Annotated in this window: 15 protein-coding genes and 1 riboswitch; of the genes, 6 read left to right on the forward strand and 9 right to left on the reverse strand. The window is 40.6% G+C overall.

What is annotated here, in order from left to right; genetic code table 11:
- Window positions 1-5: 5 nt before the first annotated feature.
- The 9 genes from KQP79_RS16330 to guaA all read right to left on the reverse strand — a co-directional run bounded on the left by KQP79_RS16330 (window position 6) and on the right by guaA (window position 13,351).
- Window positions 6-2,084 (reverse strand): TonB-dependent receptor plug domain-containing protein, encoded by a 2,079-nt coding sequence (locus KQP79_RS16330; RefSeq protein WP_004311295.1) that lies wholly within the window; start codon window positions 2,082-2,084, stop codon window positions 6-8.
- A gap of 18 nt (window positions 2,085-2,102) precedes the next feature.
- Window positions 2,103-3,203, reverse strand: coding sequence for a YncE family protein (locus tag KQP79_RS16335; protein WP_004293828.1), 1,101 nt, complete (start codon window positions 3,201-3,203; stop codon window positions 2,103-2,105).
- Between the two features lie 28 nt (window positions 3,204-3,231).
- Window positions 3,232-5,322, reverse strand: coding sequence for a lipoprotein (locus KQP79_RS16340; protein WP_004311297.1), 2,091 nt, complete (start codon window positions 5,320-5,322; stop codon window positions 3,232-3,234).
- Window positions 5,323-5,336: 14 nt separating this feature from the next.
- The gene (locus KQP79_RS16345; protein WP_004293827.1) at window positions 5,337-7,118 is read right to left on the reverse strand and encodes a PKD-like domain-containing protein; all 1,782 of its coding nucleotides are present in this window, start codon (window positions 7,116-7,118) and stop codon (window positions 5,337-5,339) included.
- Window positions 7,119-7,182: 64 nt separating this feature from the next.
- The gene (locus KQP79_RS16350; protein ID WP_004289228.1) at window positions 7,183-8,100 is read right to left on the reverse strand and encodes a DUF4465 domain-containing protein; all 918 of its coding nucleotides are present in this window, start codon (window positions 8,098-8,100) and stop codon (window positions 7,183-7,185) included.
- Between the two features lie 154 nt (window positions 8,101-8,254).
- A riboswitch (cobalamin riboswitch) is annotated at window positions 8,255-8,447 on the reverse strand.
- Between the two features lie 386 nt (window positions 8,448-8,833).
- Window positions 8,834-9,163: a hypothetical protein gene (locus tag KQP79_RS25915; RefSeq protein WP_004289226.1), complete on the reverse strand. Its 330-nt coding sequence runs from the start codon at window positions 9,161-9,163 to the stop codon at window positions 8,834-8,836.
- A gap of 46 nt (window positions 9,164-9,209) precedes the next feature.
- Window positions 9,210-10,103, reverse strand: coding sequence for a phage integrase SAM-like domain-containing protein (locus KQP79_RS16355; RefSeq protein WP_004289225.1), 894 nt, complete (start codon window positions 10,101-10,103; stop codon window positions 9,210-9,212).
- A 429-nt stretch (window positions 10,104-10,532) separates the two neighbouring features.
- Window positions 10,533-11,633 carry a site-specific integrase gene (locus KQP79_RS16360; protein ID WP_225483725.1) on the reverse strand — a complete coding sequence of 367 codons (1,101 nt, stop codon included), beginning with the start codon at window positions 11,631-11,633 and terminating at the stop codon, window positions 10,533-10,535.
- A 410-nt stretch (window positions 11,634-12,043) separates the two neighbouring features.
- Complete coding sequence (guaA, locus tag KQP79_RS16365) at window positions 12,044-13,351, reverse strand: glutamine-hydrolyzing GMP synthase (protein ID WP_117684970.1); 1,308 nt, start codon at window positions 13,349-13,351, stop codon at window positions 12,044-12,046.
- 284 nt (window positions 13,352-13,635) lie between these two features.
- Between guaA and KQP79_RS16370 the strand changes: the two genes are divergently transcribed.
- The 6 genes from KQP79_RS16370 to KQP79_RS16395 all read left to right on the forward strand — a co-directional run bounded on the left by KQP79_RS16370 (window position 13,636) and on the right by KQP79_RS16395 (window position 22,931).
- Complete coding sequence (locus KQP79_RS16370) at window positions 13,636-14,217, forward strand: RNA polymerase sigma-70 factor (RefSeq protein WP_004314577.1); 582 nt, start codon at window positions 13,636-13,638, stop codon at window positions 14,215-14,217.
- 82 nt (window positions 14,218-14,299) lie between these two features.
- Entirely contained in the window at window positions 14,300-15,490 is a 1,191-nt protein-coding gene (locus KQP79_RS16375) for a FecR family protein (RefSeq protein WP_118220124.1), read from the forward strand.
- A 24-nt stretch (window positions 15,491-15,514) separates the two neighbouring features.
- The gene (locus KQP79_RS16380) at window positions 15,515-18,844 is read left to right on the forward strand and encodes a SusC/RagA family TonB-linked outer membrane protein (protein WP_004314579.1); all 3,330 of its coding nucleotides are present in this window, start codon (window positions 15,515-15,517) and stop codon (window positions 18,842-18,844) included.
- Between the two features lie 11 nt (window positions 18,845-18,855).
- Entirely contained in the window at window positions 18,856-20,358 is a 1,503-nt protein-coding gene (locus KQP79_RS16385) for a RagB/SusD family nutrient uptake outer membrane protein (RefSeq protein WP_008771507.1), read from the forward strand.
- Window positions 20,359-20,369: 11 nt separating this feature from the next.
- Complete coding sequence (locus KQP79_RS16390; protein WP_004314581.1) at window positions 20,370-21,230, forward strand: DUF4843 domain-containing protein; 861 nt, start codon at window positions 20,370-20,372, stop codon at window positions 21,228-21,230.
- 21 nt (window positions 21,231-21,251) lie between these two features.
- Entirely contained in the window at window positions 21,252-22,931 is a 1,680-nt protein-coding gene (locus tag KQP79_RS16395) for a PKD-like family lipoprotein (RefSeq protein WP_004314582.1), read from the forward strand.
- Window positions 22,932-22,959 lie beyond the last annotated feature (28 nt).

Raw genomic sequence — 22,959 nt, forward strand, 5'->3', positions numbered from 1 at the left:
GCAGATTATCGTTTACTATTTTTGTTTTTTCCGAACTTGGGTGTTATGCCGATGAATATCTCGAAATTGATGCCCGGCATGGGACGGGACAATACGGAAAGGTATTCTTCATCGAACAGGTTGTTGATGCTGCCCTTTAGCGACAGATCGGCCCATCGGAAAGAGAGCTGTTTTTCCAGTGTCACGTTATTCATGAAGTAAGGGGGCAGATAGCCCGTCAGGGTATAGTCATTACTCGACATGGTATAACGCTGGCTGTAATAACACCATTTGTAAAGCAGGCTCCATGTCCGCCATGACAGACGTCCGGTCACCGTTGCGGAAAACTCCGGCACGTATGGCAACTGTTTGCCGACGGATTGGTCTGCCGGACTCATCGGTTCGCTCTCGTTGATCGAGGGAGTCCACGAGAAAGTTCCGTTCATATCCAGTTTCCAGTCCTTTCCGAGCATTATATCAAGGTGGGCGTTGGTCTCTGCCCCGTAAGCATGTACCTTTTTGAGGTTTCTGGGGGAGAAGAATCCCTTGGTTGTGGGTAGCCAGATGATCCAGTCGTCGATGTGCGAATCGAACCAGTTGATACCACCGCTCAAAGCATATACATTTTCTTTCCCCACCGAGAACGACAACCCCACGTCGTATGTGAAGCCGTGCTCGCTTTTCAGGTCGGGATTACCGCCCGGCAGAAAATAGAGGTCGTTCAGCGTGGGAAAACGGTAGTTCCGGGAGATGGATGCTTTCGCCACGATATTGCCTTTTTTCGACAGTACCCCGTCGATGAAGAAAGCCGGGATAACCGGGGCCCATTCCGTACCGAACATATCCTCGCGAAGGACAAGCGAGGCGGCAAAACGATCGACAGGCCGCCATTTCGCAGAAACGGAACCGGAAAACTCGACACGTCCCTTGTCATACCCGACAACAGCCTTGTTACCTTCCTGCGAGATGATATTTTTGTCCGCGCTTTCCACCAAATGCTGGTGTACGGAAACACCGGCCGTGAACAGCCATTTCTCTGAAGGAGCATAATCCCCGTCCGCACTTCCGTAGAACGTGTTAATCTTACTGCGTGAGCGGGTCATCGAAGCCATTTCGCCGTTTCCCTTGTCCCGCTTGTAATCATAGGCCATCCATGTGTGTATATAGCCGCCTTTTACACCGACCTTCCATTTCTCCCGCACGCGATCCCACGAGAGGACGCCGCGAAACGTCTGCTCCCTTTGGCGGTTCTCGAAGTCCATGTCGTTCCCGTAATCCGTGCTGAGCATCGCCAGTTCCCGGTTGGAATTGATATACCAGGCGTTTAGCCCGAACTTGTCGCCTTCGCCCGTGTTATAATAAATTTCCTGCAAGACGTGCAGATCCTTATAAGCCCCGCTGCGGTTGCGTTCCGTCGGGTAATAGGAACCGATGATGTTCTTGTCCTCGTCATAGATGTTTTCCTTCTTGTCCCGGTTTCGGTATTTGTAGTCGTTGGGGGAAGAGGAATACACCACACGGGTGGAGGACTGCCAGTGTTTGTCACCGTAGGTCAGGCGGAGAAACTCGTCGAACGTGCTGAACGACCCCACTCCCTGCACGTACTGCAACCCGAACCCTTCATGGTTGGCCGGAGAAGTGGAGAGCCTGACCAGACCACCCAAGCCGCCGCCCGTTTCGTTTACCGATGACGTTCCGTGCAGCAGCGAGGCATCATCGATAAAGTAAGAAGGGATGGTGGAAAAATCCGTCATGCCCAGCATCGGGTTGTTAATGCGCATACCATTCCACGTCACTTGAGTATGCGAGGGAGAGGTACCCCGGAAAGCCACGGTGGATAACGTGGCGCGTCCGTAGTTCTTGACAAAAACGGATGAGTTGAATGTCAGCACATCGGCCATAGACAAGGCGATGTTCTCTTTCATGGCGATGGAATCGAAACGGGTTCGTTGCACGCCTATATCCTTCATAGGTCGTTTGCCCACCACCGTAACCTCCGGAATACGTAGTACCCTTTTGGTAATGCTGACGGAATTTTTCTGCTGGGCGGCAAGCAGAAAGGGCAGGCTTACCCCCACGAACAATAGAATAAGATGTCTTTTCATTTTTGTCCTCCTTCCTCGTTATTTCCAGCAGAAAGCTCCCGGAATGATTCCCACGTAAAATTCATCGATCAGCTTGCCTTGCGGCGAATAGCGATACACGATACCTTGTTGCTGGTAATCAATAGCGTCGGCCACATATACCTCCCCGTTGTTGGGATTGACCGTAAGGCCGTAGTATTTGGTGTCCCGAAACTCCAGAAAAGGCCGGACGGGAACACGGTCGGCTTCCACCGGCATTCGCCAAATATCGTTGTTGATCCAGTAAAGTGTATCCCGTGTACCGTTGAGCTGGACTTCCGAAGGCCAGTCGCCCAGCTTAAACTTGAACTGTTTCTCTACGGTGAAAGTCTCGGCGTCTATACGATAGAGAGACGGTGCCTCGTAACCGTATGGGCTGCCCTCGTAACCGCCATCCGTGATGGTCCACATCTTGTTGTATTTGTCCATGACCAGCGAAGTAGGTTGTATGCCGATGGTCAGTTCGTCCACGACCTTGTCCGTCTCCGTGTCGATTTTCAGGATGCGGTTCTGGTACGACCAGCAGTTCACATAGACGTACTTGCCGTATTGTACCATTTGTTCGGTGGAACCCGATTCCATGTCCATGTCTGGACATTCGATATAGCCGGTAATCTCGTATGTCTTGGGGTTGATGATGAAGATACGGTAGTCCCATATCTGCGTCACATAGGCTTTCTCATCCGACAGAAAATGGATATACCGGGGTGAGGTGAAACCTGTGATACGGCCCACTTCCTTGAAAGTATTGATGTCGATGGCGAAAATCACATGCGAGTTGTTCACCACGATCCAGCCTATACCGTCCCGGATAACCATAGACTGAGCCACATCGCCCAACTTGAACCCGTTGGCACGGTAAAACACTTCATTCTCCACTTCGCACGTGGCGGGATCGTAGTAGGAAAGCGTGGCATTGCTGTACTGGAAATTCCCCTCGTTGGTAATGAAAAGACCAGAGGCCGATACAGAGAAATCTTCCATCTCTCCGTAATCCCATTTCATGCAACTGCCGAAAACTGGCAGGCAGAAAAGAAAAAGGCAAATCCGTTGTATTGTTCTGCTCATTGTCATTCGGATAAAAAAGAGTACCCGAATCATTACGGGTACTCTGGTTAAGGTATAAGGTTTAATCCTGCTGCGTATATTGTTTGTCCTTCATATTTTGGAAGGTTGGGTTATACCCACATTTCGTCACGCTCCAACTTTCCCCCGTAATCATTCCGTTTTCTATAAACTTGCCGAAGAAAGTGTAGTCGGTAAATTTCGTCAAACCGTCAAAAACAACCCCATGCAAGGTCTCCAACTTCTCCATGGAAAGTGTTTCCTGAGAAAGAGAAGTCGCACTTTTTATCTGTAGCGTACCATCTATAGTCTGTAATTTATCACAAGTAATGCCTGTTGCTTTATTAACGAACAACCCTTCACCTCCTACGTGAAGCAATTCCGGAATATCCAGCGATTTACTTTGTAAAGATATTGCTAACGAACCCTCTCCCTCTTTATAATATACAGGAGAAGCTGAACAACAAACTTTGGATAGTAAGGGCAAGTTACAACTGGTAAAATTTCCAGATAAATAGAACTGTCCTCCCACTTCTTTCAAGACTGGCATTGTGATTGAAGCAAACATGGGTATTTGGATATATCCATATCCATCTATGATTTCCAAGTCGGGAAATTTGGCATTGCTTCGCATTTGGCCTGTCACATTTAGATTTCCATATACATGTTGAATTGTCGATATGGTATAATCGGTATTGTTGGTGGTTGGCTTACAAGTGAAGTCTTTGATATTCTTGAACGTGATTTCAGGGAACTTATTATTCGTGAGACTGGTGATGACAAAATTTACATTTGACAAATCTTCGGCTGTTTCAATTTTGGAGAGCTGCACCTTGTTTATAATTTCAATCTGGGGCGCTGTTTCTCCGAAGGTTTCAAATCGGGCGTTCGGCAACAGCAGTGTTCCGCTCACATCTTCAAGATAATCCAGCGTGATGCTTCCAAGTGTGGTGATCTTGCTCCAGTCGGGAAGTTGTTTGAGTGCCGTGAAATTCTTTATCTTTATCTGTCCCTTTATCGTTGTCAGTTTGTCCATTCCACCGAAAGCCTGAAGCACGTCATTTCGTTGGGGAACAAAACTACCGGTAGGAGGAGCTTCCATATTGGCTTCCATAATAATACTTCCGTTTACTGTTTCGATTTCCGGAAGGTTGATGGTTTCCAACATCACGGGGACGGTATGGAAATCAAGGCCACCGGTCTCTTTCAGCTTAAGGAAGCTCATGGAAGTCAGCTTGGCAAGATTGTTTACGGACAAGACCCCTCCGACACTTGTCAGTTCCGGTATTTCCAAAGACGCAATCGAACCGGCTGCTGTGTTCTCTTCATTGAGTCCTTGAAGATTCAGATCCTGACCTACAGTAGTCAGAACCGGAAACTCAAAACTCTGTAACGACGACGCATTGAACATCACGCTTCCTTCAATAGTTGCCAGTTTCTCGAATAGGACATACGTCACTTGGTCGTTATATACCGATATGTCTCCGGAGAGCGTTTCCAATGCTTTCATGGAAATCATGTGAAGTTCCGTAGCTTTCGAGGCGACATCGGTCGAACCTACCTGTAAACCTCCGGCAGAAACGATATTATCCAACCCTGTCAAGTCTGCACCGTTGTAACTGTTACGAATGACAATGTTGCCAGTAACCTCTTTCAAAGATGCCAATGCAGATATGTCAGTGATTTTTTCTGCCTCTTCCGCATCAGAGCCGATAATCAGGTTCCCTTTGACAACGGTTGTTTTGGTTGCGGCAAAAGAAGCTACCTCCTCGGTGGTCTTCAACTCCACATCTCCGTCAGATTCTATCTCGCTTTTCACGACCTTATAGGTATATTCGCGGGCATCTCCGTTATAGGATGTCACCCGGAAGGTTCGTTCGTTATCCCAGTCCGTTACCGTTTCAGGATCAGGTATGATTGTTGCAGAAGTTGTGTACTTGAATTCCACTTCGGCGTTGTTCAGCGATACCGTATAGGGAACGGTTATTGTTACTGTATTGTCCGTAATGTCGGCCGTGTACGATTTCCCGTCCACGGTCATCACGACCGATGTGATGAAATTTTCATCTGCATCTTCAGGTATAATTTCATCGTTTTTGTCACACGCTCCCAAAAAGAACAAGGATAGGAGCATGGGAAGAAAATAAATTTTCATACTTGTAATTTTTATTATTTGGTTAGATCCTCAAAAGAAAATACCTCCGTAGAAACTTCGCCCAGCCAGCCGCTTTTGGCCAGAACACCGCATTGTATTTTGATAAAGTCAATATATTGCAGATTGGCTTCCGTTCCATCGGCATGGATGGCATTGGAAATTTTGAAACCGTTCCTTTGTCCGCTTCCATCCACCGTACTGCCGCCTTCTATCTGGTCGTTTCCGAAATTATCCACGTACCCCCAGTCATAACTCTGATTATCCCAATAACCGGTTTGAGAATCTTGGGTGTTGCGGGCGGCCAGACAAGTGCCTGTCAGGGTATAACTGTTTTCCGAAATCCAAGCCGGATAATAATAGTCTTGTGTATGATAAGCGGACAGATAGTCTACCCAGCCGTTTCTACCGTCGGAACTGATCCATTGGACATCCATTTTTTTGCCTTCCGGACGGTAATAGGTCACTTCAAAATTCTGTATTGTTTCTTCCTTGCCTGCTTCAGATCCTTTCAGTTCGTACCACTCGTCATCCGGCAATCCGTTTCCGTTTATATCTTGCATGACCCATACGATACCCGGTTCGGAACTGCCGTCAAAGGCGTTCCCCTGAACACAGAAATCATATTGGTTACCCGAATTGGGAATACTGTGGTCGAAGCCGACGATGATATAACCTCCGAAAGAACCTAAAGAGACGTGCAGTTTGTCTTTCAAACGCTGTGTTGCCCATGCGACAGCCGCTTCAGGGGATGTTTCGTTGCCGGTCATACCGCCTATCGTGCTCGTCTCGTTGATAAATTGGCCGGGAGCTGGGGTATATTCATAGACTTTATTCCAGAGCTTGGAACTTCCCGAAGCCCGGAAGCCGTCTTGTTCCTTTTTGTCCACACAAACGACTTTTACGGTGGCAGTGACAGCCGTTTTCCCTTTGTCGATATTCCTGCTTATTTTTTCCGTCGGTGTGTCTTCCGACACAGTACAGGAGACGGTGTATTCTCCGGGTGCGGACGGCGTGAACTTGAACATGCGTTCCACTTCTCCTTCCATGACCTGACCGTCCACACTCCACTCAAAACGGGGATTGTCGAAATACTCCAACAACGGACGCAGGAAAACAGGACGGTCGGCAAAAGTGTACCTGTCCGTGGATGTTTGCAGGTAAGACGGGGTCGGGAATTTGACAACGTAGGGCATCGTTTCCACGACCTCTACGCTTACGTCTTTCGTTGTTGTCCCATCTATATTGGAAGCGTTGATTGTCACCGTATAAACACCGAGTTCTTTTTCATTGAAAGTATAAGTATTCTCGGTGGAAACGATTTTTCCTTCCCGTACCCATTCGATTTTGAACCCTTCGACATCCGAATGCTGAATATCGGGAGTAAATGTGTAATCGGTATTCCGGACGACTTTTAGCCCCTGCGAAGGTAGTGCCAGTGAGATGACCGGAGGGGTGAGTTCTTTCACTTCTACTTTCAGTTCCTCTTCGGCATAGCCTTCCGCATTGTCTACTCTTAGTTTGACATAAAAATCCCCGCATTCATTCCATGTACGTTGAAGAGACGGACCCGAAGAAACCAGCGTACCGTCTATCGTCCAAGCAAAAAGAGCATCTTCAACATTCTGGTATGTCGGGGCGATAGTCAATTCGTGATCGACCTTGACCGTGTAAATACCGGTCTCGCTGTCAAGTTCTATTATAGGTTGTCCTCCTACTTCTTCGGTAATGACTTCATCCTTGTTGCAGGAGGTGAACAGCATACAGGCAGAAATAATAAAATAGTGAAAACGATGCATGATGTGTGGATTTTAGAAAAATAACAGGGATACCCCCGACAGAAGGGATATCCTTGTATTCTTTTTATTGTATGGTGATATCATCAATACAGATATAAGCCGGAGTATTCAAACCGTATGCTCCCGAATCCGAACCCTCGAAGTTGAATTTCACACTTTGCACCCCTTCGGCATTGATTTCCCAATAATCCCATGTCGTGATAGGATCAACCTGTTGTTGGCCGTTACGATAATCGGCTAAAAGACGTTTGTAAGTGCGGATCAGACCGCCATTCGCATCATAACATTCCAGATTCACTTGGAAATACCCTTTCATCTCTTTCAGAGGAGTCGCTACCCCCGTAGAACCGAACTGATTACCATAAGTAATGACACCATAAGTGTATGAGGTGTTGCAGATCCACAGGCCGACCAATTTCCGGGGAACATTGAAATAAAATTCTGGTTTAGCCATCCATGCCTGATTGTAAGCATCCACATATCCGTAAACGACACCGAAATTGGAACCGCTGTGCCCGGCTTCCTTATTCTGTCCTTCCGCTTCCACCGCAGTGTTATAGACAGAACATTGGTTTAGATAAGAATACCACCAGTCTCCGGTATTTCCCGACTGATTGGAGCGGATGTTCCAGTTGGAAAGTGCGATGCCGCCGCTGGAATACTCTGTGCTTCCACCTACAGTATTAAACATTGAAAGGAAGAGATATTCTTCCGGAGTATTGTCGTAAATGGTGGTTACTTGAGGATACCCTTGGTACGAATAAAGATTTTCTCCGGCCGAGGTAGGTCCTGCTAACATGCCGGGATCGAAATCATCGAAAGTGATAGTTAAAGTACCGTCCGAATTTGTCACAGCACGGGTTTGCGAAGTTCCGGAATCAACCGGGTCCATCAAAAAGTCATCGTCCGAGCTACAGCCAGAGAACAAGGCGGTTGCGGTAAATAGACAGGCACCTGCCAGAAAGCGTAATTTTCTTTTCATAGGTCACTCATTTTAATGTAAAACATATTATTAACAAACACAAAAAATTCCCGTTCGTGCGGACTTACACGAACGGGAATATGTCTGTCTTCAAATATTGAATGGCCGATGAGCTATTCCTTATTTGATTACGACCCGTATATCCCGCAGGTGTAAATCTCATTCCGGTCATGGCAGGTCTTCTGACTCGTCCCGGTCATCGTGCCTTCCCGGTATTACACCAGTGGCAAAAGTTCGATGTCCGTTTTTGTGGACTCACAGCAGCGGGTACTGTCCCGGATTTTCACCGGGTTCCCTTTTCATTCGGAAGGCGTAAACCTCCCGAAACCATTTCCCGACTGCAAAATTATCTATATTACATATCAATTCCAAATAATTCATAATATTTATAATAAAACACACAAAGCATGACAACCGTACTGTTTTAATTAGAGCATTCAAGTTTACGACAAACGAAGACGGTAATTATCATACACAATATCCATAAACCAACAAAACAGCTTGCCATTTTCCATAACAATGCGTTCTGGAATAGATAACTGTTAGCTGCAATTATGCAAGCAAAAAAAGCAGACAGAATAATGACTATTAATATCATGCACCAGAAATTAATCCTATAAATTTATGGAAAACAAGTAAGGGAATGGAAGTTCCGTTGCCGCATGGATGCAGGTGAAGGACCTTCTCTTTTAACGTTGGATACGCCAATGCACGCCAACGGAAGACTCTGATATTATCTGTTTGGAAAGGATATAGGATGTGCGTTACTTTGTCGCATATTCAGAATCTTAAAAAGAATTTTAGTATGGAACTGACAATTATTGAAACAAGCGCGTATTAGGAGTTGAGAAAGCTGGTCAGCACGCTGGTCGTACAGATGGGCGACTTCCAGAAAAAGATTGCCCCGCCTGCGCCGGACAAGTGAATGGATGCGCAGGACGTATGTGATGGACTTATGCCCAAACACTTTCTGAAGAGTTTCCAGCAGCATCCCCTTGAGTATGGCCAGAACGGCAAATGCGTGGCGTCCGATGTGCGGGGTGACCTCGCCCCGGAGTTGCATTTCCTGCCTATGATTCCAAGACTGAGCCGCATGGCATTGTATTCACCTACCGGAAAGACACATTCGGGGAGTCTTTCTTTTCATCCGTACCCCTATATTTTTCAATCAGTTCGATAGCAATGGGCAATAATTTTACGACATACGCCACTCCCGTTTTTATACGGTTGCCCATCAGCCATGTACCGCCGTCGGAGTCGGTATGGATATTATCGTATGTTATGGCTTTCAAGTCCACATAGGAAAGACCGGTGAAGCACATGAACAGGAACATGTCGCGCATGGCACGCTGGCGTTTGTATCTCGGTTCTATATGGATTATCCTTTGCAGTTCCTCTTCGGAAAGGAAAGAACGCCTCTTGTATTCGGGCATACACTCGAATGATGCGAACGGATGAACCCGTATCCAGCCTTTTTCCTGCGCGATATACATCAGCCACTTCAAGGTATTGACACGCCCGAAGACAGTGGAGTTTGCCAAAGCGCATGTACCGAGCATCCAGTTGTAGTAATCCTCGATGAATGATTTCTCAAGTTCTTCGATGACAATATCCTCTGCATTCTTCTTGCTTTTCATGAAAAGCAGGAGACTCTTGTAATCGGCAACCAGACCGCAGTAGGTGCTTTCGGCTTTCTCTATGCCGATTTTCTTTTTATACGGTTCCAGCTGTTCCCTGAAAAGGTTCATAAGGGTGTGGCATTCCTCTGAGAAGCCGACATAGCGGTTATAGACTTTCTTGGCTGTAACAAAACTGTCGTGGTCGCAGATGTACTGGTAGTGCCTGGTGATTTGCGCCTTGATATTGTCAAGCTCCTGATTGAGTGTACGGGCCTCCTCGGACTTGCCTTTGGCCCGGTTGGTTTTGACGTCCCACAAAGCGAGGGACACTTCTTTCTTACAACTGAAACCGGCTTGGGTTCCATTGATGGTGATACGGCCCATAATCGGTGTCTTTCCGTTTTTTACAGACTGTTTATTCTCAAAACACTTAGCTATACATGGTCTGCGATAAGCTAAGAGAGATTCCCCTTACACAAAAGCATGGCATCTCCTTGTCGTATCTCGCCTTTATACTTTTATGTATAGTAGTCTACCGGATCGAATGAACAAGACCTATCCCATACATAAACCAATTTAGACTGCTATGTTATTTTTGAGGAAGAAGATGGAATGAGACCAGATACCCTCTTTAAGGCTGACTGTAAGTCGATTAAATGTAGAAAAAGATTGCTTTTGTCACAAGTAAAGTGTATATTTGCATTGAAAGAATCGTTCTTTGACAGAGGCAAAAGAAAACAGAATATTGTAATTCGCTCGTTTCTAAATCGTTACCTGATATTAATTAAACAGAAATAACTGTTTAATTTTCAATTAGATAGAGATTGTATGATGTTTCGCTGTATAGGTCGTCAATGGAATATTTAACCCTAAAAAGCTACCAATCTTCTTAAGATTCCTATTAACTCCTTTAGTAACCTTACGGATTCTATCATATTGTTGTATCTCCGTTATATGAAATTTCTTATCTAATATTGGGAATATATAATCACTAAGAGAATAACCTTCATTCTTATACTTATTAATTATTTCAATAGTCTGAGGCAATAATCTAAATGTAATACCTTGCCCAGTCTTATGGCGTTTAAAACATATTCTATCATCTATAATATTAGAATAGGTTAAATACGCCATATCTATCATATTAATTCCACACCCAAGATAACTAAACACAAACAAATCTTTACTCAAATATAGTAATGGGCTATAGTAAGTAGTAATATTACTTAAATCCAGTGCCAAGACTTTAGCCATTTCCGACTTGCTGATAGCACGTTTAGTCGTCTTCTTATTAAAATGCGAAACCTTAAACTTCTTAAACGGATAATATTTCTCATCTACAATATCATCCTCTATCGCTTTATTATAGACAGCTCTTAGCGTCCTAAACCGAATCCCCATAGTATTATCAGAATTACCTCGTTCTCTTAAGAATCGTTCATACCGTTTCAACCAAGCAACATCAATATCAGTAAAAGGAATACACAGATTTACAGCGAAGGTCTTCAATGAATTATAGCAATGCGTATAAGATTTAGCATTTCCTAAACGCTTCTCATTAATCATTAATTCTATAATATTCCGTATATATGTATCAACATCTGATTTATTCTCTTTCTTCTCAACTTTACTTATCAAAGTTTGAGGAGTGAAACTCTTACCTAAAGCTCTTAATTCAAATATCAAGTTTAAATATTTCTGCTTCTCTTGAGATACAATCTTTAAAAGCCATTCGTAGTTAGGGTGGCTTCTCTTAGGTTCCTCTTTATTATAATTCCATAAACTATCCAGAACAGACAAACCCAAAGATTTATAAGCCCTCTCCTTCCCTTGAGTTATTCGTATCATTAATGGATATTCACCATTAGATAACTTCTTAGATTTAAAACAAACAATACTTACAGTAGCATCCATATAAGATAATTATTTATTATCAAGATATGGTTTACACTATGGTTTACACCAACAGTAAATTATCCTCATAAATTATTAGTCCAAACTAACAATGCGCAAGACATACCAAACGCTAAGCCATTAATTATAAATAAGTTATATAGCGAAGCTGGTAGCTTTCAAAGGCGTCAGCCTTTGGAAGACGCAGATTCATAATCATGAGGTCCCCGGTTCAATCCCGGGTCCCGCTACTTGATAAGAATAAGGCATTTGGGAGGCTTCCACTTCTGGGTGCCTTTTTCTTTTTATCTCTTCGCGAAATCATTGTGAAATCTTCAATTACATTTCTACCAGAAGCCAACGTTGAACAATAAAAATAGCCTCAACTTACAAAAAATTGAGGCTATCGAAATATCACTTAAAAAGTCTCTCTATTCCCATTCTATAGTCGCATTAGGTTTCGGAGACATATCATAACAAACGCGATTTACATTCTTCACTTCTTTCAGGATACGGTCTGTTATCTTCATCAGGATAGGCCATTCTATCGGTTCGATAGTAGCCGTCATAGCATCTACCGTGTTGACAGCGCGAATAATCACCGGCCAATCAAAAGAACGGGCATTATCACGTACACCAACAGATTTAAAATCGGGTACTACTGTAAAGTATTGCCATACCTTTTTATCCAATCCGGCAATCTGAAACTCTTCACGCAAAATAGCATCGGACTCACGTACAGCCTCCAAACGGTCACGCGTTATAGCACCTAAACAACGTACGCCCAAACCTGGACCAGGGAAAGGTTGACGGTAAACCATCTCATAAGGCAATCCCAACTCCAAGCCACAAGCACGAACTTCATCTTTAAATAATTGGCGCAACGGCTCCACAAGCTCGAACTTAAGGTCTTCAGGCAGCCCACCTACATTATGGTGAGACTTCACCATTTTAGCAGTTTTCGTTCCACTTTCCACAATATCCGGATAAATAGTCCCTTGCCCCAAGAAGTCAATACCATTCAGCTTACGTGCTTCTTCTTCGAACACACGAATAAACTCACCACCAATAATTTTACGTTTCTGTTCCGGATCTTCCACACCTGCCAGTTTATTCAAGAAACGATCGGTTACATCTACATAAATAAGATTTGCTTTCAACTGGTTGCTGAATACCTCAACCACATCTTCAGACTCTCCCTTACGCATCAAACCATGATTAACATGTACGCAAACCAGATTGTTACCAATTGCCTTCAGAAGTAAAGCTGCTACCACAGAGCTATCAACTCCACCCGACAGAGCCAACAATACTTTCTTATCGCCCACCTGACGCTTAATCAACTCTATCTGATCATTGACAAAGTTCTTCATGTTCCAGTTAGCTTCAGCTTTACAGACATCGAAAACAAATGATTTCACTGCCGCCTTTATAGCCTCAATATCATCCGCAAATTCTGCCAACTTCACTTCACAAGTTGCTTTATCGTGACCTGCAGCCATGACAGGAATCCCCAAAGTATAGATAGCCGGATTTACATCAATGGCAACGCCATCAATTACATTATTCGGTCCACCATTAATTATAATACCCTTTACATTGGGCAATGTTTTCAGTTCTTCCACTGTGATATCGTGAGGATAAATCTCACTATAAACTCCTAATGCACGGATGGCGCGAGCCAACACCGTATTCTCATGACTACCCAAGTCAAGGATAACAATCATATCCTGCTTCATCTGATTTTGGTTGTTTTTAAGTTATTGTATTGTTTATTATTCACTATCGTTTCCAAACGGTCTGCAAATATAAAGATTTTTAGAGAGACTATAATACATTGATTCTCTAAAGTTTCAGAACAGAGTCGCGTTTTTTTGCTGTTATATTATTCCAAAGAAAAAAATGAAGTTATACAGACAAGCAAAAATAAAAAAAGAAGCATTCACAAACACTATAGAGTTTGAAAGGCTTCTTTTATCCTAGATATTTTATACATTTGCTGCATAAAACATAATATTTCACCATGAACGAAGAGAAAAGTTCCTTTATAAAAGGTATAAATGAGCAACACCCAGCCGCTTATCATCAGCTTTATAATGAATATTATAAAGCATTGGTGTTGTATGCCATCAACTTTCTCTCTTCCCAACAAGCTGCCGAAGATATTGTACAGGATCTTTTTGCAACTATGTGGGAAAAGAAAATGAGATTCTTATCATTGCCTTCTTTCCGAACTTATCTTTATAATTCTATACGAAATGCCTCTCTTAATTATTTAAAACATCAGAATGTAGAATCTCTCTATCTTGAACGCTTGGCAAGCACTTATCGAGAAATCACAGAAGAAGAAGATACCAATGAAGAAGAAGTATACCGACTACTATTTCGTGCTATCGATAAATTGCCAACACGCTGCCGGGAAATATTCTTATTACATATGGATGGAAAAAAGAATGAAGAAATAGCTACTGCACTAGGAATTTCGATTGAAACAGTAAAAACACAAAAGAAAAGAGCTATACAATCTATCAAAGAACAGATGGGCACATGCTATTTTTTGCTCCCCTTATGTGACATTTTGTATAGTTCCAAGTTTTTTTCGTAACCAAAATAATCTTTTTTAGAAAGTTTGTACCTCTTTTTAATCTTCATGTTGTCTTATTAACAAATGATAAGACAATAAATATATGAAAATAAAATCTGGTACAGAAGAATTAATAGCCAAATATCTCTTCGGTGATATTACAGAGCACGAGAAAAAACAACTTGACAATTGGATCAAGACCTCTCCACAACACGAAGAGTTTTTCAATCGTTTACGAACAAGCGCATCATTTCGTAAGCGCTACGAGGCATATACACAGATTAACTCACATCAGGCATGGAAACATTTCAAAAAGAAATATTGCCAAGTATCAGTCACATCAATTCTCCTGAAATATGCAGCTATTTTAATATTACCTATAATAATAGCAGCAGGAGGATGGTACTTTTATATTGCTTCCGAAAAACAAATATCTGACAATCTAGCCTTAGGAGATGCCATACAGCCAGGAATTCCTAAAGCTACATTAATTTTAGCCGGGAATGACAAGCAATCGCTTACCCCAACATATCCAACACCAGTTAAAGTTAATCATTCCACAACTGCTATAGCTCAAAATGGTGCGCTCATCTATCCATCAACACCCAATATAAATATAGATATACCTCAAAAACAGCAGCCTGAAACAGTAGAAAAAAACACATTAACAACTGAACAAGGAAACGAATTCAGAGTAACCTTTGAAGATGGAACAACCGTACACCTCAATTATAATACAGAAATACGGTATCCTGTAAGGTTTAGTAAGTCTAAACGCATGGTTTATCTAAAAGGGGAAGCCTATTTTAAAATAGCCAAAGATGCTCGTCCTTTCTATGTTATCACTGACCAAGGAACAATCAAACAGTATGGTACAGAGTTTAATGTTAATACATTCAGCCCTGAACGAACAGAAGTCGCATTAGTGAAAGGGAGCATTAGTATTATTCCTCAAGGAAGTACACAAGAACAACTCATAGAGCCGGGCCAATTGGCACACATTGAACAGAAAGGTAACAATATATCTATATACAATGTAGACCTCACTCCCTACATAGCATGGAATGAAGGACGACTTATTTTCGAAAATCGTACTTTAGAAAATATTGTCGAAATTCTAGAACATTGGTATAATGTTAATATTTCCTTTGGCACTTCCGAGCTTAAACAACTGCGATTTACTGGTAATATGGATCGTTATGCCACAATCAGCCCGATATTAAAAGCAATAGCACGTACTACGAATTTACAAATAAAAATAGAAGGAAGAGAAATTTTAATCACAGACAATTAATTACTAATTAAACAAGAAGAAAGAATGAGAAAGACAAAAAGTAGAGAAAGAATCCGAATACTTTCTCTGGTAGTAGTATTATTACTATTACCCACAATGATGCTTGCCATTCCAGAAAGTGGCAAAAAAGTAACTTTAAATCTGGAATCTGTCACTGTCAAAGATTTTTTCGATGCTTTAAGACAACAAACCGGATTAAGCTTTGTCTACAATACAGAACAGACAAAGTCACTGAAACCCATCACTATCCATGTAAAAGATGAAACTGTGGATAACGTACTACGTACCGTACTCAATGGCACGGGTCTCACTTACAGCATGGAAAGAGATATTGTCACTATCTCTAAAGTGGAACAACAAGGAAGCAAACGTATCGCAACAGGTATCGTTTCGGATGAAGAAGGATATCCTTTGCCCGGTGTTAATGTTGTGATTAGTGATCTTCAACGCTTTGCCATAACAGATAATAATGGTAAATATAATATAGAGATTCCAGCTAATACCGCATGTACTATCACCTTTTCATATATCGGAATGTCTACTCAGCAAGTAATGATTAATAGTGGTCGGAATGATGTACGAAAAAATATTACTCTAAAAAGTGATACTAAATTAGATGAAGTTATCGTTACTGGAATTTATACTCGTAAAGCAGAAAGTTTTACTGGAGCAGCAACTACTATTTCGAGCAAAGATCTGATGCGTGTCGGAAATCAGAATGTGTTCCAGAGTTTGAAAAATCTGGATCCTACAATATACATTGCAGATAATTTTGATATGGGCTCCAATCCCAATAGTGTTCCGGATATGTCAATGCGTGGAACTTCCAGTTTTCCAACGACAGAAAGCAGTTCTTTGCGCAGCAACTATCAAAATCAACCCAATCAACCTTTATTCATTCTTGATGGTTTTGAAACAACTGCTGAGACAATAATGGACATGGACATGAACCGAATTGAAAGCATTACAATTTTAAAAGACGCCTCAGCAAAAGCTCTCTACGGTTCTAAAGCAGCCAATGGTGTAATTGTTATTGAAACAAAACGTTTAACCGGAAATCAACAGCGTATTACGTATAATGGTAGTATTTCTTTGGAAATGCCGGATTTAACCAGTTATGACCTTTGTAATGCATTTGAAAAATTGGAAGCAGAACGTTTAGACGGAGTATATACAAGTAGTAGCGCCAATACACAAATCCAATTAGATCAATTATATAATGGACGACGAAAACTTGCATTAGAAGGATTAGATACCTACTGGTTATCCAAGCCACTTCACACTGGCATAGGACATAAACATAACCTAAATATAGAATTAGGCGATTCCCAAAATTTACGTGCAATCTTAGACCTTACTTATAATCAGATTACTGGGGTTATGAAGGGATCTGACCGCCGCAATATATCGGGTGATATAAATTTATCATACAGACATAACAAACTATTACTAAAGAATATCCTATCAATCATATCTAACAAAAGTAATGAGTCCCCTTATGGAGAATTTAGCGAATATTCCAGAATGAATCCATATTGGCAAGCAACTGATGAAAATGGGAATATAGTTCAATGGGTAGAACAAATTGGCTCAACATCAAGCAAAGTAGCTAACCCTATGTATAATTCTATTATCGGAACCAGCTTTACTTCCAGTTATTTACAATTCACCAATAATTTTTATGCAGAATGGCAAGTTGATAAAAACTGGAAAGCAACAGCACGTATAGGAGTCTCTGAAAAACGAAATGATATGGATGATTTCTATCCCGCCTCACATTCCATTTTTGCAAATGTTAATGATATACTTAAGCGTGGTAAGTATATTATGGAAAATGGTAAATCCAGTTCTATTTCCGGAGACTTGAATATAAACTATAATAATCAATTTGGTAAACATACTATCTTTGGAAATGCCGGTGCCTTTATCTCCGGAGAAAAATCATCAGCATATCGACACACGGCAGAAGGTTTCCCCAATAATCAGAAGGCAGATATTTCATTCGCAAAACAATATGCAGAAAACAGTACCCCTACTGGTTATTCCACAATTAACCGTGAAGCCAGCTTCCTATTAGCCGCTTCGTATGATTATGACAATCGTTATTTAGCCGATGCAACTGTTCGGGAAAGCGCATCTTCCTTATACGGTTCAGATAACCGTTGGGCCAATAGCTGGTCTTTTGGTATTGGATGGAACCTGCACAATGAAGCCATCTTGAAAGGTGTTGGATGGATTAAACAGTTAAAACTTCGGGCCTCGATTGGTTTGACTGGAAATCAAAACTTTGATACCAACGCAGCAATTGCTACATATAATTATTACACAGGCGTCGTATATGGAGGCTTAGCTGGCAAATTTACAGGAGCTTATTTAGCATCTATGCCTAACTCCAAATTAAAATGGGAACAGAAAAAGGATCATAATATAGGAATTGATATGAGAGTTGCCGGATTATCCCTTTCTGTTGACTATTACTCAGCAGATACCAAGAATATGTTAACCGATGTAACAATCCCAACTTCTACAGGGTTCGCAATAGTAAAAGATAATTTAGGATTGGTACGTAATTCTGGAGTTGAAGCTAAAGCTAATTATACAATATGGCAAGGAAAAGAAGGTTTTGTAAATGTATATGGAACATTTGCCTATAACCGAAATAAAATAATTCGTTTGTCAGAGAGTATGCGGGCTTACAATGAAAAAATGATGAAACAAGCAGAAGATAATAATACCTCTGCACCTGTATTAATGTATCAAGACGGATTATCTATGAAAACAATATGGGCAGTTCCTTCAGCCGGTATTGATCCGCAAACCGGACAAGAAATATACATTAAAAAAGATGGTACCTACACCTATACTTATTCAGCCAATGATATGGTCGCTGCTGGTAACTCCGATCCTAAGTATCGTGGTACAGGCGGTTTCACAGCCGAGTATAAAGGTATCGGATTAAGCGCTACTATAAGTTATCTTGCTGGTTGTCAAATGTATAATTCAACCCTCGTCAGTCGGGTAGAAAATGCAAATATTGCTTACAATGTGGATCGCCGATTGCTAATTGGTCGTTGGACTACTCCCGGACAAGTAACACCATACAAGAAATTTAATTCTGAAACAACTACACGTGCTACCACTCGCTTTGTACAGGATCGGCGTGAATTATCACTCTCTTCCATCAGTGCATATTATGAGTTTCCCAGTTCCATTTATAGGAAATTAAGTATGCAACGTCTGCGTTTATCATTCTATTTAAATGATATTGCAACGTTCTCTTCTATAAAAATAGAACGAGGTTTAAATTATCCTTTCGCAAGAAATATGTCGTTCTCATTAACAGCCACTCTCTAAATTTTATAAAGATGAAAAAATACATATTAATCCTATTAACGTCCGTAGTAACATTATCCTCTTGCAGCGACTGGTTCGATGTTACTTCAGGGTCTGAAATTCGAGAAAAAGATCATTATAGCACTCTAGCCGGATTCCAACAATCTTTAATAGGTTGTTATATTAGCATGACAGACAATGCCCTTTATGGTAAAGAATTATCCTGGTATGCAATTGAAATATTAGGTCATCAATTTAATCCTGTGACTTCCAATTCAAGTAATAGTAGAGAAATGCAAGAATATGAAAAATTCAATTACGACCACACACAAATATTCTCGGACATCGAAAATATCTGGGCTAAAGCATATTCTGTAATAGCCAATGCCAATGAAGCATTAACTAATATGGAAGGACAGGAGTCAAGTCTGAACGAAGTCTATTATCATGTTATCAAAGGAGAACTTCTTGCCATTCGTGCATATATACATTTTGATCTGTTGCGCCTATATGGATATGGTGATTGGAAAAACCGTTCCGCAGAACTAAACTCTAAAAAAACGATTCCATATGTAACAACTTTATCATCGATCCCAACTCCTCAACGCACAGGAAAAGAGACACTTCAAATGATTATCAACGATTTGGAAGCCGCAGAAAAATTATTAAAGGAATACGACCCGATCACAAAAAAACATCCGGCTTCTTATTACACAAGTATAGATGCAGATGGTTTCTTCAAAGATAGAACTTTACGACTCAATTATTATGCAGTCAAAGCATTGGAAGCACGTGTATATTTATGGGAAGGCAGTAAAGAAAGCATAGACAAAGCTTTAAATGCTACTGAAGAGATAATCACAGCTATCGGTGATAATGGAATTGTTATGGACGATATGTACACTTACTCCTACCTGTTACCAGAAATTTCTCAATCTAACCGTTCTCTAGCATCCGAAGCTTTATTTAGCCTAAATGTTTCAGACGTTACGTCCAAAATTACCTCATATATAATACCCAACTTCGTCAACACAGACTATACAGCTATGTATATATCTCCAACAGATGTTGAAAATATATATGAAGGCATAAATTCAGATGTTCGTTTCACACGAATGTTAGATCAAACCCAAAGTGATTCCAGAGGATATGTCCCTATGAAAATTCATCAAGCAAGTTTAGACGAATTCAATAAGAACCGCTTGTCTCTAATACGCTTGCCTGAAATATTCTATATTGCTGCAGAATGCTATGCAACAAGTGCAACCCCAAATCTTGACATGGCATTACAAAGGCTAAATAAGATTCGCGAAAACAGAGGTATCAGCACCCCTCTTGAAAATCTAAATGCAGATCAAATCATAAAAGAAATACAAAAAGAATATCACAAAGAATTCATTTCCGAAGGTGTCATGTTCTATTACTATAAGCGAACAGGGTGTAAATCTATTCCTAATTATAGTGAAGAGATGACAGATACGCAATATTTATTGCCTTATCCTACCTTCGAAATACAATCCGGTCGTGTACAATAAACAATATTAATATGAAAAAAATAATTATAAAATCAGTCTTAGCGATAAGCTGTTTCTCTTTATGCCTCATTAGTTGCGGCAAGGAAGAAATACCATATTTTGACAGTCAATATAATGCTGTCAGATTCAATTCTACGAATGAGTACGATGCAGAAACCGACATATTTAAAGGGAATTATTCTTTTCTGGAGAATCCCTTTGATGAATATGGTGAATATGAATTGCCTTTAGTTTTGGTCGGAAATGTATCGACAGAAGACCGTACTGTGAATTATGTAATCAATGCGGAGGAAACCACTGCCCCCGAAAACAGTTATGAAATAACTGCTGCAGTGATTCCCGCAAATAGTTTAAAAGGAACAATAAAAATAAGGCTGTTTAATACTGATGAAATACAAAATGGAGCATCATATAAACTTTATATCCAGCTAAAGGAGTCATCAACTCTAGGGTTAGGCCCTAAAGAATATATCACAGCAACAGTAAGTTGGAACAACAATATCATTGCCCCTCCAGCGACTGAACGATATGTATGGATGACATATAATTCACTAATAAAATCATCCCTAGCTCCAACCTCTTATTCTACAACAGCTTATAGTTCCAATGCTTTAAAAACAATTGTAACAGCTTTAGACTGGGATGATTGGGACGATATGACTGCGCATCCTGACCAACCACAGAGACCAACATATTTTACATATAAATATCTCGCCAATTATAGATTATTCGTAACAGACAAATCATATGAAGCTTATGCTGCAAAATTAGCGGATTATCTAAAAAAGTATCAGAAAGAACATCCCGATACCCCCCTAGTTCATAACGAAGGTAATTTGAAAGGACAAATTATAGAAGCCAGAACATATTAATTTATATAATTCTATAAAATTATGAAGAAAAATAATATAACTCAATTAATAATATTACTGCTGCCTAATATTCTCTGGTTTACTTCTTGTTATGAGGATAAAAGTTCATTTGTAACAAACCTTATTCCAGAAGTACAAATTAGTATAAACGATAAAAATCAAGAAAATTCAATATACGTAGGTTATCAATCTCCTGTCGATATTGTACCATCTATTACCCAAGATGGTTTTGATGGTTCTAATTTGCGCTATGAATGGGCTGTAACCGAGGAACCCTCAACTAATAATCCTGTTTATGAAATTATTGGTACAGAAAAAGACTTTCATGGTATTATAAATCGTCCTATATCAAATGGAGCCTATACGTTAAAATTGACTGTAACAGATGTAGCAAATGATAACTTACAATATATTTATTCTTGGGAATTATATGTACAAAGTAGCTTCCTAGACGGATTGTTGATCGCAGATAGTGAAAACGGAACAACAACAGATTTTACTTTGATTAACAATTCTCAAATAACAAATCAATATACAAAAGAAGAAAGAATATTCCGTCACATACTAGAAACTGCTAATGGAGCAGCATATGATGAATTATTGACTTCATTAACCTATGAGGTGATGGGGAACACAGCAATACTTGGTAGTTCTCACTTAAATCAGATTTGGGCTATTTCTTCCACAGGAAAAAGCATTCGTTTCAACTGTAAGGACTATTCAATAAACGGGACATGGGAAGATGAAAAAATATTTTTATATTGCCCCACCGATTTTCAAGTAAAATCTTATATTCGTTCTTCACAACTTTTCATCGCTTATACAAATAATGGACTATATTCATTCTTAAACGTAGCAGGTAACAAATTCTCTATGCCTAATTCTGTTTTTAATGGATTTGAAATCAATAACAATGTATATGCAGCAAATTCTTCATATAGTATTGGAGACAACCATTTAGTATGGTTAGATAAACCCAAAGGTGCCTTTTATTCCTTAAATGGCACGAGTTATAACACATGTACTCCGTATATCTCAAATCCGGATTTCGATCCTAATGACATGGGGAGTCAAACAGCTATTGCCGCAACAAGTTCTCAAGATGGCTCATTGGCCACTTTCTTACTTAAAGACGATAATAGTGGAAATTATGCTATTTACACTTTAAGCCAATATAAAGCAGAAGAAGGCTACTATGAAGATCCTGATAATTGGGAGGGATGGATTGTGACTTCACCAGAACAACCAGCAGCAGCAAAAAACAAATATATTATTCCAACGACAGGAAAAACCTTACTAGACAAAGCTGTATCTATTTTCTTCGGACATACAAATAATGTATTATATGTAGTAACAGATGCAGCTATATACTCATTTACTTACGGTATGGGAAATGAAGTATCTGTCTCCACCACCTCACAGTTTACCCCCAGTAACGGAGAAAAAATTACAAAGGCCAAGTTATATCAACAAGGGCAATATACCAATCAAATTAATGTAATGACTGGTAATCCACCAACTATTGCCCCAAATGCATGGAATAACAAAGCCCTCATTATTGTGACCCAATCCGCAGAATTTAACGGAAAAGTCTCAATTGTTCCGATGAAACAGGCCGGTGCAGGAACCTTGGATATTTCTAAAGCCCTAATCTATGATGGTTTTGGTAAAATCCTAGATGTAACAACAACCGGATATTAATCTAATTTCATAAAAATACATTAAAGAA

Source organism: Bacteroides sp. DH3716P (genome assembly GCF_025914115.1).
Classification (GTDB): Bacteria; Bacteroidota; Bacteroidia; order Bacteroidales; family Bacteroidaceae; genus Bacteroides; species Bacteroides ovatus.

Excerpts from the sequence above, each read along its gene's own strand:
- KQP79_RS16350 (WP_004289228.1), bottom strand. The coding sequence starts at position 8,100 with ATGAAAAGAAAATTACGCTTTCTGGCAGGTGCCTGTCTATTTACCGCA.
- KQP79_RS25915 (WP_004289226.1), bottom strand. The coding sequence starts at position 9,163 with ATGCAACTCCGGGGCGAGGTCACCCCGCACATCGGACGCCACGCATTT.
- KQP79_RS16385 (WP_008771507.1), top strand. The coding sequence starts at position 18,856 with ATGAAAAAATACATATTAATCCTATTAACGTCCGTAGTAACATTATCC.
- guaA (WP_117684970.1), bottom strand. The coding sequence starts at position 13,351 with ATGAAGCAGGATATGATTGTTATCCTTGACTTGGGTAGTCATGAGAAT.
- KQP79_RS16330 (WP_004311295.1), bottom strand. The coding sequence starts at position 2,084 with ATGAAAAGACATCTTATTCTATTGTTCGTGGGGGTAAGCCTGCCCTTT.
- KQP79_RS16375 (WP_118220124.1), top strand. The coding sequence starts at position 14,300 with ATGAAAATAAAATCTGGTACAGAAGAATTAATAGCCAAATATCTCTTC.
- KQP79_RS16370 (WP_004314577.1), top strand. The coding sequence starts at position 13,636 with ATGAACGAAGAGAAAAGTTCCTTTATAAAAGGTATAAATGAGCAACAC.
- KQP79_RS16360 (WP_225483725.1), bottom strand. The coding sequence starts at position 11,633 with ATGGATGCTACTGTAAGTATTGTTTGTTTTAAATCTAAGAAGTTATCT.
- KQP79_RS16380 (WP_004314579.1), top strand. The coding sequence starts at position 15,515 with ATGAGAAAGACAAAAAGTAGAGAAAGAATCCGAATACTTTCTCTGGTA.
- KQP79_RS16390 (WP_004314581.1), top strand. The coding sequence starts at position 20,370 with ATGAAAAAAATAATTATAAAATCAGTCTTAGCGATAAGCTGTTTCTCT.
- KQP79_RS16395 (WP_004314582.1), top strand. The coding sequence starts at position 21,252 with ATGAAGAAAAATAATATAACTCAATTAATAATATTACTGCTGCCTAAT.
- KQP79_RS16340 (WP_004311297.1), bottom strand. The coding sequence starts at position 5,322 with ATGAAAATTTATTTTCTTCCCATGCTCCTATCCTTGTTCTTTTTGGGA.
- KQP79_RS16345 (WP_004293827.1), bottom strand. The coding sequence starts at position 7,118 with ATGCATCGTTTTCACTATTTTATTATTTCTGCCTGTATGCTGTTCACC.
- KQP79_RS16355 (WP_004289225.1), bottom strand. The coding sequence starts at position 10,103 with ATGGGCCGTATCACCATCAATGGAACCCAAGCCGGTTTCAGTTGTAAG.
- KQP79_RS16335 (WP_004293828.1), bottom strand. The coding sequence starts at position 3,203 with ATGATTCGGGTACTCTTTTTTATCCGAATGACAATGAGCAGAACAATA.